Here is a 16511-nt window from a genome sequence, read left to right as displayed (position 1 = left end):
TAAGGTTCTTTTCAGAACGTTAGCCCTCGGTCCAATGAGAAGGAGTATAGATATGAAAGACATTCAAGAAAAGCTGGACCGCAAAGATATTGCGGGCTTTCAGCATGATTTAATCGATTGGTATGAAAAAGAACAACGTACACTTCCATGGCGTGAAAATCAAGATCCATATCGCGTCTGGGTATCAGAAGTGATGCTCCAGCAAACGAGAGTGGATACGGTCATTCCGTACTTCAATCGGTTTATGGAGCAATTCCCGACGGTGAAAGATCTTGCTTTAGCTGATGAAGAAAAGGTCATGAAAGCATGGGAAGGTCTTGGCTACTACTCACGAGTGCGTAATTTACAGGCAGCTGTGAAAGAAGTCTATGAATCCTACGGGGGCGTTGTCCCTGATACGAAAGAACAATTTTCAAAACTGAAAGGTGTAGGCCCGTATACGAGCGGCGCAGTGCTGAGTATCGCCTATAACAAGCCATACCCTGCGGTAGACGGCAACGTGATGAGGGTCATTTCCCGTATCTTGTCCATATGGGATGATATTGCAAAACCAAAAACGAGAAACATTTTCGAATTTGCGGTTGATCAGCTCATTTCCCGGGAAAAGCCGTCAGAATTCAATCAAGGGCTAATGGAGCTAGGTGCACTTATTTGCACCCCAACCTCTCCTGCATGCCTCATTTGTCCTGTAAACATGCATTGCTCAGCACTTGAGGAAGGCGTTCAGCATGAGCTGCCGGTGAAAAGTAAAAAGAAAAAGCCGACTGCGAAATCAATGGCAGCAGTGGTGTTATTTGATGATGCAGGCCACCTTTATATTCATAAGCGTCCAAGTACAGGTCTGCTTGCGAATTTATGGGAGTTCCCAAACATGGAAACAATGAAGGGAAGAAAAACGGAAAAAGAGCAGCTGATTGATTTCTTAAAAGAGGAAGCGGGTGTACAAGCAGAACTTGGTGATTTAGAAGGCACCATTCAACATGTATTTACCCACCTCATCTGGAATATTTCTGTTTTCTTTGGACGTGTGACCTCTGTATCTGATGACACGATGCTGAAAAAAGTCACAACAGAAGAATTTGAGGCATATGCTTTGCCAGTCTCACATCAAAAAATATGGAAGATGGCACTTGAACAGCCTAGTCATATTTAACCGTTGTACCATGGGTATAATCGGCTTCATTTCGGTGCAGACCCCCGCGGTTTTCAATTTCAGAAATGATTTCTCGATACTTAGATTGCCCTTCTTCGTTTAAATAAGGTAAAATTTGTTGGAAAGCATGATGAAAAAAAGCAAGCTCAGTATCTTTCCATTGATCCTTTGACATCATGCCAAGCTGGCTTAAATCGCGTCCGACATACATGAATGTAACCTCCTAGTAGGAACTTTCCTATTAGTGTGAAGCGAATGGACGAAAACTATTCAAATCAGGAGATGAACCATAATGAACAAGCGTAAATGTGCACTAATTACAGGCAGCAGTAGAGGTGTTGGGAAAGAAGTAGCCCTTCGCCTGGCTGAAAAAGGATATGACATTGTCATTAACTATGCAAGAAGCAAAAAAGCAGCACTTGAAACAGCTGAAGAAATTGAAGCGATGGGTGTTAAAACATTAGTTGTCAAAGCCAACGTTGGTCAGCCAGAGAAAATCAAAGACATGTTCCAGCAAATTGACGAAACGTTTGGCCGTTTAGACGTATTTGTGAACAATGCGGCATCTGGCGTTCAGCGCCCAATCATGGATCTTGAAGAAAATCATTGGGACTGGACCATGAATATCAATGCGAAAGCCTTGTTATTCTGCGGACAAGAAGCAGCCAAATTAATGGAGAAAAACGGCGGCGGACATATCGTCAGCATTAGCTCACTAGGCTCTATCCGCTACCTTGAAAACTACACGGTGGTCGGTGTATCTAAAGCAGCACTAGAAGCTTTGACACGCTACCTTTCCGTTGAGCTGTCACAAAAAAATATCGTTGTGAATGCCGTATCAGGCGGCGCCATTGATACAGATGCACTCAAGCACTTCCCAAATCGTGAAGAGCTATTAGAAGACGCTAAGAAAAATACACCAGCAGGCCGTATGGTGGAAATTAAAGACATGGTCGACAGTGTAGAATTCCTTGTATCAGGCAAAGCAGATATGATTAGAGGACAGACGATTATCGTCGATGGCGGACGTTCTTTGCTTGTTTAAAAAAAACATGAATAAGATGTACACCTTCTGCACAAATTAATGTGCGTGGAGGTGATAATGATGGATAAACAACAAAATAAAACAAACGCACAACAAGTGAAAAAACAAAACCAAGCTGCTGCACAAGGCGGTCAATATGGCACTGAATTTGCTAGCGAGACTGACGCACAGCACGTAAAAAAATACAACCAAAAAGCTGAGCAAAACAAACAACAAAACAGCTAATCACTGAAACAAAGGGAAGCACTTCATCTACGAATGAAGTGCTTTTCTTTTTGCCTGTCACCACTATCCGACAAAACCTGTAAAACCTCTACATAAATAGTCAAAGGACTTCTTCCTTCTTTCAAGAAATGGTATAGATACAAAAAGTCGATACGAATGAAAGGGAGGAGTTAGATGTCTGATTTCGACCAGCTAGTCAAAGAACAAATGCAGCTTATGGATCAGCTGCTCGATGTACAAGGAGAACTGGATCTGTACTTAGAGACAGAAAAACAATTGCTGCAAGGTGAAAAAAAGGAAGAGCGGCATAAGCTTCATGATCAAATCAAACGGAAACGAGAGGAACTGCAAAAAGTCCAAACACTATTTACAAAACAGACTAAACAAGTCATCAATTCGTATAAACAAATGGAGAAGAGCTCAACCGTGATGTAAAAGAGTGTGCCGTTCAATTGGGTTGAATGGCTTTTTCATTTCATTTTTTAATGATGTAACGGTATAATATAATAGAGACATGTTTAGTTGGGAAATTAGGTCTTTGGACTGTTAGGTTTGTTTGTTATAGAAAGTAGGGGAGAAAATATGGGCTATCCCAAGGAAGGAGAAACCATCCAAATTCAAAGCTATAAACATAATGGCTTGATCCACAGGATTTGGAATGAAACCACCATTCTGAAAGCAACGGAATTGTGTATCATTGGTGCAAACGATCGAACAATGGTGACTGAATCCGATGGCCGAACATGGATGACAAGAGAACCGGCTATTTGCTATTTTCATGCAAAACAATGGTTTAATGTCATTGGGATGCTTCGAGATGATGGGGTGTATTATTACTGCAACATCAGCTCTCCTTTTGCGACAGATGAAGAGGCGATTAAGTATATTGATTACGACTTAGATGTCAAAGTCTTTCCGGACATGACGTATAATATTTTGGATGAGGATGAATATGCAGATCATAAGAGGCAGATGAATTATCCAAAAGAAATCGATAGTATCTTACGAGAGCATCTAAATACATTACTGCATTGGATTCACCAGCGGAAAGGACCGTTTGCTCCAGAATTTGTGGATATGTGGTATGAACGTTTTTTGCGTTATACAAAATAAGTAACAGCAGCTAAAACCTGTTTGGCTTTTCAAAGCCAACAGGTTTTTGACTGCGTACGGATAAGAGGCACTGATAGATTGGGAAGGAGATTTACATGGGGGTCATAAAACGTTACATGGCTTTTGTAACACCGTATAAAAAACAGATTGCATTGACAATGGTGATCGGAATGATTAAGTTCTCGATTCCCTTAACATTGCCTCTGCTTTTAAAGTATGTCATTGATGATGTCATTCAAGGCTCTGGATCGGCTGAAGAAAAAACATCCACTCTCTTTATTATTATGGGAATCATGCTTGTTTTATTTTTAGTGATGAGACCGCCTGTTGAGTACTACAGACAATACTATGCGCAGTGGACAGGCAGTAAAGTATTATTTGATATTCGGGAAAAGCTGTTCTCGCACATTCAAAAGCTAAGCCTTCGTTATTACGCCAACACGAGAACGGGGGAAATTATTTCAAGGGTCATCAACGATGTGGAGCAAACAAAGGAATTTGTCATCACAGGGCTTATGAACATTTGGCTTGATTTGATGACCGTCCTGATTGTGATAGCCATTATGTGTACACTGGATCTTAAACTCACCATTGTGTCTGTCATTATTTTTCCGCTGTATGCGTTAGCAGTGAAGTATTTTTACGGACGGCTTCGCAAGCTGACAAAAGAGCGATCGCAGGCACTCGCTGAGGTACAAGGGCACCTGCATGAGCGAGTACAAGGAATGCCTGTCATTCGCAGCTTTGCGATTGAAGAATACGAACAAGAAAATTTTCACGATGAAAATAAAAATTTCTTAAACAAAGCGATCAATCATACGAATTGGAATGCCAAAACTTTCGCCGTCGTCAATACGATCACAGACATTGCGCCGCTGCTCATCATTGCTTTTGCTGGCTATACCGTCATTAACGGGTCGCTTTCAATTGGGACAATGATTGCCTTTGTTGGCTACATTGACCGGATGTACAACCCGATTCGTCGTCTCATTAACTCATCGACGACTTTAACTCAGTCAGTAGCCTCAATGGATCGTATTTTTGAGTTTATTGATGAACCGTATGAAGTAACAGACAAGCCCAATGCAAAAGAAGCCAATCACTTAAAAGGAGAGGTAGAATTTAAAGATGTGACGTTCCGTTACGAACATACACAGGAAGAGATTTTACACAATATCTCCTTGAAAGTAGAAAAAGGCCAAACCGTTGCGCTTGTAGGAATGAGCGGCGGAGGGAAGTCGACACTCGTCAGCTTAATTCCAAGATTTTATGATGTCACAAGCGGATCACTTGAAATTGACGGCATTGATATTAAAGAGTACAAGGCAAGAAGCCTGCGTAATCAAGTCGGGATGGTGCTCCAAGATACATTTTTATTCAGTGACACCATTAAAGAAAATATCGCTGTGGGAGACCCGGAAGCATCCTTTGAGAAAATTGTGTCGGCTGCCAAAGCGGCTAATGCGCATGATTTTATCATGTCTCTTCCTGAAGGATATGACACGAAAGTAGGAGAACGTGGCGTAAAGCTATCAGGCGGTCAAAAACAACGAATTTCAATTGCAAGGGTATTTCTTAAAAATCCACCGCTGCTTATTTTAGACGAAGCGACGTCTGCACTTGATTTAGAAAGTGAACATTACATTCAAGAAGCGATGCAAAAGCTGGCAAAAGATCGCACAACTTTTATAGTTGCGCACCGTTTATCAACGATTACACATGCGGACCTCATTGTGGTCATGGAACAAGGCGAGATTGTGGAAAAAGGAACACATGAAGAATTAATGAACCGAGACAGCCACTATCGCCATCTATTTACCATTCAAACATTAAATTAGTAGAAGCCTATCCGATTCTAGCGGATAGGCTTTTTTATGCTTGTCAAAAACATGACATATTTCCCAGCTTGTCTCAATACAATTTTAAAAAGTATGACGGGGTGGTGAAGATGTGAAAGAACAAGAAGTATTGCTAGATGTCAAACAGCTGTCCATTGCCTTTCAGCAAAAAAAGCAGAGAGTGCCGATCGTTCATGACATCTCATTCTCTATTCAAAAAGGAGAAACCTTAGGTATTGTGGGCGAATCTGGCTGCGGGAAAAGCATCACATCGATGTCTTTAATGGGGCTGAATCACCAAACAGAAACAACAGGTCACATACAATTTGAAGGTCAAAACCTGCTGTCACTGTCGGAGAAACAATGGCGAGAGGTCAGAGGGAATGACATCTCAATGATTTTTCAGGAACCCATGACTTCTCTCAATCCACTCATGACCATCGGCAAGCAAATGACAGAAGCCCTTTTTACACATCAGACTATCAGCCAAAAAGAAGCAAAAGTGAAGGCAGTAGATTTGCTTCAAACGGTAGGCCTGAAACAAGCAGCGTCATTACTCAAAAAATATCCACATGAACTATCGGGCGGCATGCGTCAGCGTGTGATGATTGCGATGGCGATGCTGTGTCACCCAAAGCTCATGATTGCAGATGAACCAACGACTGCACTTGATGTCACCATCCAAGCACAAATTCTTCGTTTGCTCAAAAAGTTAAATGAAGAGATGGACACCGCTATTTTATTTATTACTCATGATTTAGGCGTCGTGCGGCAAATATGCCAGCGTGTCATGATTATGTATGCCGGTCGAATCGTAGAAGAAGGAACCGTTGACCGTATTTTCCAAAAACCTCTCCATCCCTACACGAAAGGTCTTTTCGCCTCTGTTCCATCATTTAAAGAGAAAAAAGAAAAACTCATGTCTATTGCGGGTCATGTACCTAAGCCAGGAGCTATTCGGTCCGGCTGTCAATTTGCACCACGCTGTCCATATCAAATGACGCAATGTCTTGAAAAAGACCCATCTTTACAATCCATTTCACACAATCACCGCGTCGCATGTTTTCTAATGGAAGGAGGAGAAGACACTGAATCACCCACTGTTGCAAGTGAATCAACTGACGAAGCGTTATGACACATCAGCATTTTTTTCTAAACACAAACAGACGACTTTGGCTTTAAATCAAGTGTCCTTTCATGTGAAAGAAGGAGAGACGCTCGGCATTGTGGGCGAATCTGGCTGCGGGAAATCAACCCTTGGCAAAAGCTTAATGAGATTAATCGAACCGACTTCTGGCTCAATCCAAATGAAAGGAAAAGAAGTGACGCTTCTGAAAGAACGAGACATGCGTTCCTTCAGAAAAGACATTCAAATGATTTTCCAAGATCCATACGCTTCCTTAAATCCACGAATGAAAATCAAAGACATTTTAGAAGAACCGCTCATTGTTCATAAACATGGAACAAAAGCAGAAAGACAAAAGCGTGTAAAAGAGATGCTGCACATTGTTGGGTTTGACCCATCCTATGGAGACCGTTATGCGCACCAATTCAGCGGCGGTCAGAGGCAGCGTATTGGAATTGCTAGGGCGCTCATTACTCATCCAAGTCTTGTGATTGCCGATGAGCCAGTTTCCGCTTTAGATGTATCGGTTCAAGCACAAATATTGAATTTAATGCTCGAATTGCAAAAGACGCTTTCTCTGACGTACTTGTTTATTTCTCACGATCTAGGCGTTGTCAAGTATATGAGCGACCGAATTGCAGTGATGTACGCTGGCCGTATTGTAGAAATGGGTCCTGCGGAGGACGTCTTTCACAAGCCGCTTCATCCTTATACATCGCTTCTTCTGAAATCCATTCCACATATGGATCACGTGCTGGAAACGCAGGATGTGTCAGCGGAAGAATCCACCCTGGTGTCAGAAGATGGCTGTCCTTTCTATAAAAGATGTCCAAAAAGGTGGGCGCAATGCTTGCAAGCTGTTCCGCCTTTGTATGAGGAGGAAACAGGTCATGCAGCTGCGTGCTATTTATATCAAAAGGAGGAACACAATGAAGAAGACATGGTTATTCAGTAGTTTCATTTTTGTGCTGGCACTTGCGTTATTTTTAGGTGGCTGTTCATCTTCATCAACATCAGAAGAAAAAGCCACAAAAGACACTCTCGTATTCGGCAGAGGAGGGGACTCTACGTCACTTGATCCGATTACAACAACAGAAGGCGAAACCTTCAAGGTCACAGAGAATATGTTTGAAAAGCTTTTGAATTACGGTGAAAAAGACACGACCATCCATCCAGGCCTCGCAACAGAATGGGATGTTGCAAAGGACGGAAAATCGTACACGTTCTACTTAAGAGAAGGTGTGAAATTTCACGATGGCACAGACTTTAATGCAGAAGCAGTGAAATTCAACTTTGACCGCTGGATGAATGGAGATGCCGAAAAATTTCCTTACTACGGCATGTTTGGCGGCTATAAAAAAGATAAAGGGCATGTCATTAAAGACATCATCGTCAAAGGAGAGCATGAAATTGAATTTCAACTCAAACGCCCGCAGGCAACATTTCTGAAAAACATCGCCATGTCACCATTTGGTATCGCTAGTCCTGCAGCAGTTGAAAAAAGCGGTGATTCATTTAGAGAAAACCCAGTTGGCACAGGACCATTTAAGTTTAAAGAATGGAAGCAGAACGACCGTATTGTCTTAGAAAAGAACGAAGGTTACTGGCAAAAAGATAAACCAAAACTGAAACAAATCATCTTCCGCTCTATTCCTGAAAACTCTGCTCGTTTAAATGCGCTTAAAACAGGCGAAATCGACTTAATGGATGGCGTCAATCCGTCCGATTTAGATGGCATTAAAACAGACAAAGCGCTCCAGCTGATTAAAAGACCATCCATGAACGTAGGTTATATCGGGCTGACAGTGACTAGAAAGCCGCTTGATAACAAGTTGGTTCGTCAGGCACTCAATTATGCAGTTGATAAAGAATCAATCATCGAGTCGTTTTATGGAGGGCTTGCTGAACCAGCAAAAAATCCACTTCCTCCGTCATTAGAAGGCTACAATGACGAGATTGAGCCATATCCATATGATCCGGAAAAAGCAAAAGAACTATTGAAAGAGGCAGGCTTCCCTGACGGTTTTCGCATCAAGCTTTGGGCAATGCCTGTGCCGCGTCCATATATGCCAGACGGGATGAAGGTAGCTGAAGTCATTCAGTCAAACTTTGAAAAAGTTGGTGTCAAAGCCGAAATCGTCACATATGATTGGGCGACTTATTTAGATAAAGCAAGTAAAGGCGAAGCAGATGTGTTCTTATTAGGATGGACAGGGGACAATGGCGATCCTGATAATTTCATCTATACATTATTAGATAAAGACAGTATTGGCGGTAACAACTATACATTCTTCCAAAACGATAAAATGCATGACATCCTCATTGAAGCGCAGACCGATACGGATCAAAAGAAGCGAAATGAATTATATCAAGAAGCTCAAGAAATCATTCATGATGAAGCGCCTTGGATTCCATTAGTCCATTCAATTCCAATGCTTGCCGCATCTAAAGATTTAAAAGGCTACCAGCCGCATCCGACTGGTTCCGAAGCATTGACTGACGTATATTTCGAATAAGCAAATAAGGGAGATCGTTCGATCTCCCTTATCCAAACAATGAAAAGGCGGTGAAAGCTGTTTGTTTGCTTATTGTATGAAGCGAGCAGGAATGCTCATTCCAGTACTGATCGGAATGACCTTAGTTGTATTTTCTATTATTCGGTTTATCCCTGGAAATCCGGCGCAGGTCATCTTAGGACAGCGGGCAACGAAAGAAGCAGTAGAGCAATTGACGATTCAGCTTGGTTTAGATCAGCCGTGGTACGTACAATATGGTCACTACATGCTGGGGCTTTTAAAAGGTGATCTAGGGACTTCCATACGAACAGGAGCGGCTATTGCCCAGGAAATGAAGCCTTACTTATTCGCTACATTAGAATTGACTTTCTTCGCTATGTTGCTGGCGATTATTGTCGGTGTGAATGCCGGAATCATTAGTGCGTGGTTTAAACATTCTTTCTTTGATTATGTGGCCATGTTTATTGCGCTCATTGGGGTGTCCATGCCGATTTTCTGGTTAGGCTTAATGGGACAGTGGCTATTCTCGATTGAATTAGGTATTTTGCCGACTACAGGACGAGAAAACGTCAGAAATCCGGTAGAGTCGATCACCTATATTCATACGCTGGACACGCTTTTGCAAGGACGATTTGATCAATTCTTTGACAGCATCAAGCATTTAATCTTACCAAGTACCGCTCTCGCAACGATTCCTGCTGCGATTATTGCAAGGATTACGAGGGCAAGTATGCTGGAAGTTCTTCATTCAGATTTTATTCGAACAGCAAAAGCAAAAGGGGTACGTTCATTTTTCATCATTTATCAGCATGGGCTGAAAAATGCGCTCATTCCGATTTTAACGATTATTGGTCTTCAAACAGGTCTCTTGCTAGGCGGGGCCATTTTAACAGAAACGATCTTTGCTTGGCCGGGAATTGGGCGATATATTTACGATGCCATTAGCTATCGTGATTATCCTGTTATTCAAACTGGCATTCTTGTTGTTGCGCTCATATTTGTGCTGATCAATTTCATTGTGGATATCTTGTATGCAGTCATTGATCCGAGGATTAAATACTAGAGAAGGGAGAGTGACGACATGGAAGCGCAAAAAGAGCTTCAAGCACCTGAACAAAAGGAAGAACGCTCTCAATCACTGATTCTTGAATCGATGAAACTGTTCTTTCAGCACAAGCTGGCGGTCATTGGCACTGTGATTGTCTTTTTATTTCTGATCCTAGCAATCTTTGCACCGCTCATTGCTCCTTATGGAATCAACGAGCAGTCACTAGGCGAACGATTTAGTGCCCCTTCAGCTGCGCATTGGTTTGGTACGGATGATTTCGGGAGAGACATATTTTCTAGAGTCGTGCATGGAGCTCGGATTTCATTATGGGTGGGTTTCTTCTCCGTTCTCGGGTCGGTTATTTTAGGAACATTGCTTGGATTGATGGCAGGTTACGGCGGTAGATTGCTGGATGCTGTCATCTCAAGACTATTTGATATTTTACTCGCTTTTCCTAGCATTCTATTAGCGATTGCGATCGTTTCCATCTTAGGACCTTCCTTACAAAATGCCCTTATTGCCATAGCGATTATTAACGTCCCGACATTTGGCCGGCTGGTTCGTTCAAAAGTGCTGAGCATTAAGCAAGAAGAATACGTTTTAGCAGCAAAGGCAGTCGGGATGTCACACCGCCGCATCGTTCTTCGTCACATTCTGCCAAATAGTATGGTGCCGGTGATCGTTCAAGCGACGCTTGCGATTGGTACTGCCATTATTGAAGCGGCGGCTTTAGGATTTTTAGGATTAGGTGCACAAGCGCCAAGTCCAGAGTGGGGGAAAATGCTTGCAGATGCGAGACCTTATCTCGTACAAGCGCCATGGACTTTATTTTTCCCGGGGATTGCGATCATGCTGACGGTTCTTGGCTTTAACTTGATGGGAGATGGATTAAGAGACACCCTTGATCCTAAAATGAAGAAAATAAAATAAGACCGATTCTAAGAATCGGTCTTTTCGATTTAAGCTTCTTTTTCTTCTGTCTCAATCTCACTATCTTTTGGGTGATACGTTTGGAAGCTTGTAATCAAAGTATCTAGATGCTCCAATTCATCACGGTATTCAATAATACTCGACATCACATTCAGCATATTGTAATCCAGCAAGTCGTTTTCTTGATTTTGCTGGTGCTGAATAAATGATTTCGTTAATGCTTCAAGACGAAGAGAGCATTCATTCTGAAAATCATCGTCCTGCGGTTTCATTTTTCCAACAAACTTCATCAAGGTACGTTCATGCCAGTACAGTAAATAATCAATCTCATCTGTTAAGCTCTCTCTGAAATGCTCTGGCATCAAATGAATTTCATTTTCTAACTTATGAAGCTTTTTCAGCAAGTACAGCGCTCGATTAGACGTCATGATTGCCTGTCTGAATAAAACAAGCTTTCTAGATTTGACATAAGTTGTTTTCTTTAAATAGCTTCGTTCTTCTTTGTATAACAAGTAAATGTGATCTAATTTGATCATGCGTTCTTTTATTTGATCGATGTCATCCTTTAAAGTGGAATGATCAGTAGACTGTCTGGAGCTCAGACGGATCCATTTTAAAATCTCCTCCGTATTTTCCATAATGTGATGAACAAGCTTTGTTTCATACTTTGGCGGCAGGAAAATCAAATTCACTAAAAATGAAGAAAGTACGCCTAACACCACAGTTGCTGTTCGAATTAAGGCAAAGGAAAGGAAATGATCCCCTGCACTTTCTAAAATCGCGATGACGGTTACGAGTGCAATCGGAATCGTGTGTTCAATCTTCAGCTTTAAATTAATCGCAATGACCATGACGGCAGTTAAGCCGATGATGACTGGTCCTGTGCCAAAAAGCAGACCGAACGTAATGGCAAGTGCTGCTCCAATAATATTGGCTTGCACTTGATCAACAATCGTTAAAAATGATCGATAAATAGATGGCTGGATAGCAAATACAGCTGCAATACCCGCGAAGACGGGTGTCGGCAACCCAAGCCATGTTGCCAGGTAAAGCGCGAGTACAATGGCAATACCAGTTTTTAAAATACGGGCTCCAAGTTTCATTGGTTTTGTCCCTGCATTCCTTTCTTTTCGATAATAGATGACCACTTGTCATATATCATAAATATTTTGATGAAACAACTAAGTAATATACAGCGGTCTTCCGAAATATTCAAGTGATTTTTGAAAGTTCATGAAAACATCAAAAGAAGGTATTGAGAAAAAATGTAACAGATTCACTCGCTTTTGACAATCAAGAGCTGGTAAATAAAAAAACAGACGCATGAATTTACGTCTGTTTTTCTCTTCATTATGATTGTTTCAGCTGTTCAAACGCATGATCTACTGCTTTGAGCGTTTCAGAAATATCATTTTCAGTATGTGCAATGGTTAAGAACCACGCTTCATATTTAGAAGGCGCGAGGTTAATACCTTGTGCGAGCATGAATTTAAAGAAACGGGCGAACATTTCACCATCCGTATTTTCAGCCTGCTCGTAGTTCACAATCGTTTCCTTTGTAAAATAAATGGTGAGAGCACCTTTTAAGCGATTCACTGTAATATCTACTTGATGTTTTTTTGCGTGGGCTAAAATTCCCTCTTCTAACATGGCCCCGAGTTGATCAAGACGTTCGTACACCCCGTCTTCTTTTAACACTTCCAAGCATGCAATACCAGAAAGGATGGAGGCGGGATTTCCTGCCATTGTGCCAGCTTGATAGGCTGGTCCAAGCGGGGCGACTTGCTCCATAATTTCTTTTTTGCCGCCGTAAGCGCCGATTGGAAGACCGCCGCCGATAATTTTACCTAATGCAGTGAGGTCAGGTTTTACTTGAAGCAAGTCCTGTGCACCACCATACATAAAGCGGAAAGCTGTAATGACTTCATCATAGATGACTAGAGCCCCTTTTTCATGAGTCAGGTCATTAACCTGCTGCAGGAAACCGTCTTTAGGCTCTACGATGCCAAAGTTCCCGACAATTGGCTCAACAAGAACAGCTGCTACTTCATCACCCCAGCGGTCTAATGCTTCTTTGTAGCTGTCTATATCGTTGAATGGAACGGTAATGACTTCATTGGCAATACTTTTAGGCACGCCCGCTGAATCTGGTGTTCCTAAAGTGGAAGGTCCAGAGCCAGCCGCAACTAGCACAAGATCAGAATGGCCGTGGTAACATCCGGCAAACTTAATGATCTTTGTTCTGCCTGTATAAGCGCGAGCGACACGGATTGTCGTCATCACAGCTTCTGTACCTGAATTGACAAAACGAACTTTATCCAAAGCAGGCATCGCTTCCTTCAGCATCTTAGCAAAAGTGACTTCATGCTTCGTTGGTGTTCCGTAAAGGACACCCGTTTCGGCTGCTTTCGTGATGGCTTTTGTAATATGAGGATGAGCATGTCCCGTAATAATTGGACCGTATGCTGCTAAATAGTCGATATAACGGTTTCCGTCAACATCCCAAAAATAAGCGCCTTCGCCTTTTTCCATTGCAACAGGTGACCCGCCGCCCACTGCTTTATATGAACGAGATGGGCTGTTAACCCCTCCAACAATATGCTCCAGCGCCTCTTGATGTAATTTTTCTGATTCGGTGAATTTCATAAATAGCCTCCTATCTCAACGTATCACGTCGTCTATCATTATTTTAACATGCCGATGCAAGCGTCCTTAGTTGAATATCTTCTCGAAATTGGATAGGCTAATGAAAAAATAGGTTGGAGGGATTGTATCATGACAATCGAAGTGGGGCAGCAAGTACCTGATATTGAATTACTTGGTGATAATGGAGAGAAAGTAAAGCTCTCTGATTTTAAAGGGAAACACATTGTCCTTTATTTTTATCCAAAAGATATGACGCCAGGGTGTACAACGGAAGCTTGTGATTTCCGTGACCGCCATCAAAGCTTTGCCGAATTAGATGCTGTCATCATCGGCGTAAGCCCAGACGGTCAAGACAAGCACCAAAAGTTTAAAGAAAAACATGACTTACCTTTCCTGCTTCTTGTAGATGACGAACAAAAATTGTCTGAAGCTTTCGGTGTATGGAAGCTGAAAAAGAACTTTGGTAAGGAATACATGGGAATTGAACGCTCAACGTTTCTTATTAATAAAGAAGGAAAACTTGTGAAAGAGTGGCGTAAAGTAAAGGTGAAAGATCATGTGGAAGAAGCGCTTGAGGAACTGAAAGCTCACGCTTAATATGTTGACGAGATGAGATCGGCAGTCGTGCCGGTCTTTTTTGTATAGAAGAATAGGTAAAAAAGAGGATTGTAATTGACAAAGTTTCGGCTCTGGGGGTACACTATTTATAAAGATTATAATATAAGAATATTTTTGAAAAGAGAGGTGCATGATGAAATGGCTGCTCACGAACTAAAAGACGCTTTAGATGCTCTAAAAGAAACCGGTGTTCGAATTACTCCGCAGCGCCATGCCATCTTGGAGTTTCTCGTAAATTCTATGACACACCCAACCGCGGACGATATATATAAGGCACTTGAAGGGAAATTTCCTAATATGAGTGTAGCAACGGTTTACAACAATTTACGAGTCTTCCGGGAATCTGGATTAGTAAAAGAATTAACGTATGGGGATTCCTCAAGCCGATTTGATTTTGCGACATCTGACCATTACCATGCGATTTGTGAAAACTGCGGAAAGATCGTTGACTTTCACTATCCTGGCCTTGATGAAGTAGAACAGCTTGCATCCCATGTGACAGGCTTTACAGTAAGTCATCATCGCTTGGAGATCTATGGCACTTGTCAAGAATGTGCAAAAAAAGAAAATCATTAATGAAAAAGCTGACCAGTTGAATGGTCAGCTTATTTTTATGACTTTTTTCGATTGTAGGATTCATCAAACTCTTTGCCTTCTAATGCTGGATCGAGTGTAAGTGGCTCTCTGCAATGCATGCACATGTCCACCCGCCCAAGCACTTTTGTTTCCTTCTCACAGCCTGGACATACGACCCGGACTGCCTTCGTAGAAAGCATACCGATCCAAAAGTAAACGGCTGTACTCAATCCAATCGATAACACGCCGAGTAGCATAAAGAAGGTCGACAGCCAGACCGATTCCTTGAAGAACACACCGATATACATGATCAAAAAACCAACAAAAACCAAACTAAGTGCAAATGTTCTGATTTTATTAATCTTACTGGAGTATTTCGCCATCCCTAGTCCCCCTTATCTCCAATATAGCACATTTTACCTTTCTGTTTGAATTAGTTATAGAGTTTTGTGAATAAATTGCTTATAATGATTCAACGATCTTTTTTCATGTATTGAAGGAATTTTGATTCTATGAGGAGAAATACATAGCATTAGAGAAGAACCTTACACCCGAGTATTGGAGGAATCACTATGGAAAATCTTCTCCGTCCTATTTATCAAGAGAGAGCAAGTCATCCAGATACATTAGCTGTGATTATAGTAGAAAGAAGACATAAAGTATCTTCTGAGACGGATAACTTTGATGCAGCGCTTCTAGTCATCGTAAAGGATGCGGAAGAACCGTTATTTATTAAGCACTATGAATCCGGTCACCAAACAGCTTCTTTAAATGTTGTCACAGATGATCAGTTGAAGGAATGGATTACCTTAGGTACCAACAGACGGATTATTGATTGGATTTTAAACGGAAAAGTCCTGTTTGATCGAAATGAATATATTTTCAACTTGATTGATGAACTGAGTACATTCCCGTTTTCTAACCGCAAGCTCAAAATTGGTTTAGAATATGGCAAGCTCATTCGAAGATATATAGAAGGAAAAGCATTTTTTGAATCAAATCAATTCCTCGATGCATATAATTCCATTGTGCATGCCCTGCATCATCTGGCGCGTATTGAAGTGATTGATAAAGGCTTCCACCCAGAAGTGACCGTTTGGAACCAAGTACGACATATGGAACCGGAAGTATATAAACTTTATTCAGAGTTGATTGAAAGCCACGAAAGTCTTCATAAGCGGTTAGAACTTTTATTCCTAGCGAATGATTTCTTGATTCATTCAAAAGCAGAAATTGGTGCGGCTCATTTGCGTCATGTCATGGAACAGCAGGATATTTGGCTGTTTGGTGAGCTTCTTGCACATCCTGATCTCAAACATTTCACACCTGATCTTAGTGTGATGATTGATTTCTTTGTGGAAAAAGGAATTGTGCTAGTAGAGCCAATTGAGACGAAGGGGCAAAAAATCTATCATCGAGGATATTTTGTTAAAAAAGATATTGACGTATGAATATTATGATGGTATATTATTAAACGTCGCTAATGAGCAACTGAGTTGCTTTTAAAGAAAAGCTGACAAAAAGAAATTCAGAAAAACACTTGACGCACCCGGTGCTCAAATGTTATATTAAGAAAGTCGCCTCTGAGCGATAACGAAGATGATCTTTGAAAACTAAACAAGACAAAACGTACCTGTTAATTCGAGTTTTTATAAAAAATCCTATGATACATCATAG

Annotated in this window: 17 protein-coding genes and 1 pseudogene; 14 read left to right on the top strand and 4 right to left on the bottom strand. The window is 41.5% G+C overall.

Annotation, left to right across the window (positions count from 1 at the left end):
• Positions 1 to 52 precede the first annotated feature (52 nt).
• A complete protein-coding gene (gene mutY / locus ACTJJQ_RS16700; RefSeq protein ID WP_039167932.1) occupies positions 53 to 1153 on the top strand; it encodes an A/G-specific adenine glycosylase in 1101 nt (366 codons plus the stop codon).
• Here mutY and ACTJJQ_RS16695 read toward each other — a convergent pair.
• A complete protein-coding gene (locus ACTJJQ_RS16695) occupies positions 1140 to 1364 on the bottom strand; it encodes a hypothetical protein (protein ID WP_008341962.1) in 225 nt (74 codons plus the stop codon). The two genes, mutY and ACTJJQ_RS16695, sit on opposite strands and share 14 nt — an antisense overlap.
• An 81-nt stretch (positions 1365 to 1445) precedes the next feature.
• On the opposite strand from ACTJJQ_RS16695, the gene fabL reads away from it, so the two are divergent.
• The 10 genes and pseudogenes from fabL (at position 1446) to ACTJJQ_RS16645 (ending at position 10994) form a co-directional block, all read left to right on the top strand.
• Positions 1446 to 2198: an enoyl-[acyl-carrier-protein] reductase FabL gene (fabL, locus tag ACTJJQ_RS16690; protein ID WP_007496726.1), complete on the top strand. Its 753-nt coding sequence runs from the start codon at positions 1446 to 1448 to the stop codon at positions 2196 to 2198.
• Between the two features lie 75 nt (positions 2199 to 2273).
• Positions 2274 to 2423, top strand: a pseudogene (locus tag ACTJJQ_RS16685) (gamma-type small acid-soluble spore protein); the annotation flags it as partial.
• 174 nt (positions 2424 to 2597) lie between these two features.
• Entirely contained in the window at positions 2598 to 2858 is a 261-nt protein-coding gene (locus ACTJJQ_RS16680) for a YgaB family protein (RefSeq protein WP_440600417.1), read from the top strand.
• A gap of 147 nt (positions 2859 to 3005) precedes the next feature.
• Positions 3006 to 3536 (top strand): nucleoside tri-diphosphate phosphatase, encoded by a 531-nt coding sequence (gene ntdP, locus ACTJJQ_RS16675; protein ID WP_008341956.1) that lies wholly within the window; start codon positions 3006 to 3008, stop codon positions 3534 to 3536.
• Positions 3537 to 3631: 95 nt separating this feature from the next.
• Positions 3632 to 5374 carry an ABC transporter ATP-binding protein gene (locus ACTJJQ_RS16670; RefSeq protein ID WP_041090773.1) on the top strand — a complete coding sequence of 581 codons (1743 nt, stop codon included), beginning with the start codon at positions 3632 to 3634 and terminating at the stop codon, positions 5372 to 5374.
• A 112-nt stretch (positions 5375 to 5486) separates the two neighbouring features.
• On the top strand, positions 5487 to 6509 hold the full coding sequence (locus tag ACTJJQ_RS16665; protein ID WP_019743186.1) for an ABC transporter ATP-binding protein: 1023 nt from the start codon (positions 5487 to 5489) through the stop codon (positions 6507 to 6509).
• A complete protein-coding gene (locus ACTJJQ_RS16660; RefSeq protein WP_080688153.1) occupies positions 6478 to 7455 on the top strand; it encodes an ABC transporter ATP-binding protein in 978 nt (325 codons plus the stop codon). Before ACTJJQ_RS16665 ends, ACTJJQ_RS16660 begins: the two co-directional genes overlap by 32 nt.
• Complete coding sequence (locus ACTJJQ_RS16655; protein WP_025206978.1) at positions 7430 to 9016, top strand: ABC transporter substrate-binding protein; 1587 nt, start codon at positions 7430 to 7432, stop codon at positions 9014 to 9016. The genes ACTJJQ_RS16660 and ACTJJQ_RS16655 overlap by 26 nt, the downstream gene beginning before the upstream one ends.
• Before the next feature lie 61 nt (positions 9017 to 9077).
• Positions 9078 to 10079, top strand: coding sequence for an ABC transporter permease (locus ACTJJQ_RS16650; protein ID WP_007496737.1), 1002 nt, complete (start codon positions 9078 to 9080; stop codon positions 10077 to 10079).
• Between the two features lie 18 nt (positions 10080 to 10097).
• Positions 10098 to 10994 carry an ABC transporter permease gene (locus tag ACTJJQ_RS16645; RefSeq protein ID WP_008341942.1) on the top strand — a complete coding sequence of 299 codons (897 nt, stop codon included), beginning with the start codon at positions 10098 to 10100 and terminating at the stop codon, positions 10992 to 10994.
• A 29-nt stretch (positions 10995 to 11023) separates the two neighbouring features.
• On the opposite strand, the gene ACTJJQ_RS16640 is transcribed toward ACTJJQ_RS16645, so the two are convergent.
• Together ACTJJQ_RS16640 and ACTJJQ_RS16635 are read right to left on the bottom strand one after the other, a co-directional pair.
• Positions 11024 to 12097 carry an FUSC family protein gene (locus ACTJJQ_RS16640; protein ID WP_025206980.1) on the bottom strand — a complete coding sequence of 358 codons (1074 nt, stop codon included), beginning with the start codon at positions 12095 to 12097 and terminating at the stop codon, positions 11024 to 11026.
• Positions 12098 to 12344: 247 nt separating this feature from the next.
• Entirely contained in the window at positions 12345 to 13640 is a 1296-nt protein-coding gene (locus ACTJJQ_RS16635; protein WP_008341922.1) for a glutamate-1-semialdehyde 2,1-aminomutase, read from the bottom strand.
• A 129-nt stretch (positions 13641 to 13769) separates the two neighbouring features.
• Here ACTJJQ_RS16635 and bcp point away from each other — a divergent pair, with 129 nt between their 5' ends.
• Both bcp and perR read left to right on the top strand, forming a co-directional pair.
• Complete coding sequence (gene bcp, locus ACTJJQ_RS16630) at positions 13770 to 14237, top strand: thioredoxin-dependent thiol peroxidase (protein WP_007496746.1); 468 nt, start codon at positions 13770 to 13772, stop codon at positions 14235 to 14237.
• Between the two features lie 159 nt (positions 14238 to 14396).
• The gene (gene perR / locus ACTJJQ_RS16625; protein WP_003217782.1) at positions 14397 to 14834 is read left to right on the top strand and encodes a peroxide-responsive transcriptional repressor PerR; all 438 of its coding nucleotides are present in this window, start codon (positions 14397 to 14399) and stop codon (positions 14832 to 14834) included.
• Between the two features lie 35 nt (positions 14835 to 14869).
• Here perR and ACTJJQ_RS16620 read toward each other — a convergent pair whose 3' ends face one another.
• Complete coding sequence (locus tag ACTJJQ_RS16620) at positions 14870 to 15217, bottom strand: YgzB family protein (protein WP_007496750.1); 348 nt, start codon at positions 15215 to 15217, stop codon at positions 14870 to 14872.
• 189 nt (positions 15218 to 15406) lie between these two features.
• On the opposite strand from ACTJJQ_RS16620, the gene ACTJJQ_RS16615 reads away from it, so the two are divergent.
• Entirely contained in the window at positions 15407 to 16285 is an 879-nt protein-coding gene (locus ACTJJQ_RS16615; RefSeq protein WP_079919190.1) for a nucleotidyltransferase-like protein, read from the top strand.
• Positions 16286 to 16511: the final 226 nt, after the last annotated feature.

It is taken from the genome of Bacillus sp. 22483, assembly GCF_052044605.1.
In the GTDB taxonomy this organism is placed as follows: Bacteria; Bacillota; Bacilli; order Bacillales; family Bacillaceae; genus Bacillus; species Bacillus altitudinis.
This window is presented reverse-complemented; position numbering and strand designations above follow the sequence as displayed.

Coding starts and splice junctions, on each gene's coding strand:
- fabL (WP_007496726.1), top strand. CDS start 1,446: ATGAACAAGCGTAAATGTGCACTAATTACAGGCAGCAGTAGAGGTGTT.
- ACTJJQ_RS16655 (WP_025206978.1), top strand. CDS start 7,430: ATGAAGAAGACATGGTTATTCAGTAGTTTCATTTTTGTGCTGGCACTT.
- ACTJJQ_RS16620 (WP_007496750.1), bottom strand. CDS start 15,217: ATGGCGAAATACTCCAGTAAGATTAATAAAATCAGAACATTTGCACTT.
- mutY (WP_039167932.1), top strand. CDS start 53: ATGAAAGACATTCAAGAAAAGCTGGACCGCAAAGATATTGCGGGCTTT.
- ACTJJQ_RS16635 (WP_008341922.1), bottom strand. CDS start 13,640: ATGAAATTCACCGAATCAGAAAAATTACATCAAGAGGCGCTGGAGCAT.
- ACTJJQ_RS16695 (WP_008341962.1), bottom strand. CDS start 1,364: ATGTATGTCGGACGCGATTTAAGCCAGCTTGGCATGATGTCAAAGGAT.
- ACTJJQ_RS16680 (WP_440600417.1), top strand. CDS start 2,598: ATGTCTGATTTCGACCAGCTAGTCAAAGAACAAATGCAGCTTATGGAT.
- ACTJJQ_RS16645 (WP_008341942.1), top strand. CDS start 10,098: ATGGAAGCGCAAAAAGAGCTTCAAGCACCTGAACAAAAGGAAGAACGC.
- ntdP (WP_008341956.1), top strand. CDS start 3,006: ATGGGCTATCCCAAGGAAGGAGAAACCATCCAAATTCAAAGCTATAAA.
- bcp (WP_007496746.1), top strand. CDS start 13,770: ATGACAATCGAAGTGGGGCAGCAAGTACCTGATATTGAATTACTTGGT.
- perR (WP_003217782.1), top strand. CDS start 14,397: ATGGCTGCTCACGAACTAAAAGACGCTTTAGATGCTCTAAAAGAAACC.
- ACTJJQ_RS16670 (WP_041090773.1), top strand. CDS start 3,632: ATGGGGGTCATAAAACGTTACATGGCTTTTGTAACACCGTATAAAAAA.
- ACTJJQ_RS16640 (WP_025206980.1), bottom strand. CDS start 12,097: ATGAAACTTGGAGCCCGTATTTTAAAAACTGGTATTGCCATTGTACTC.
- ACTJJQ_RS16615 (WP_079919190.1), top strand. CDS start 15,407: ATGGAAAATCTTCTCCGTCCTATTTATCAAGAGAGAGCAAGTCATCCA.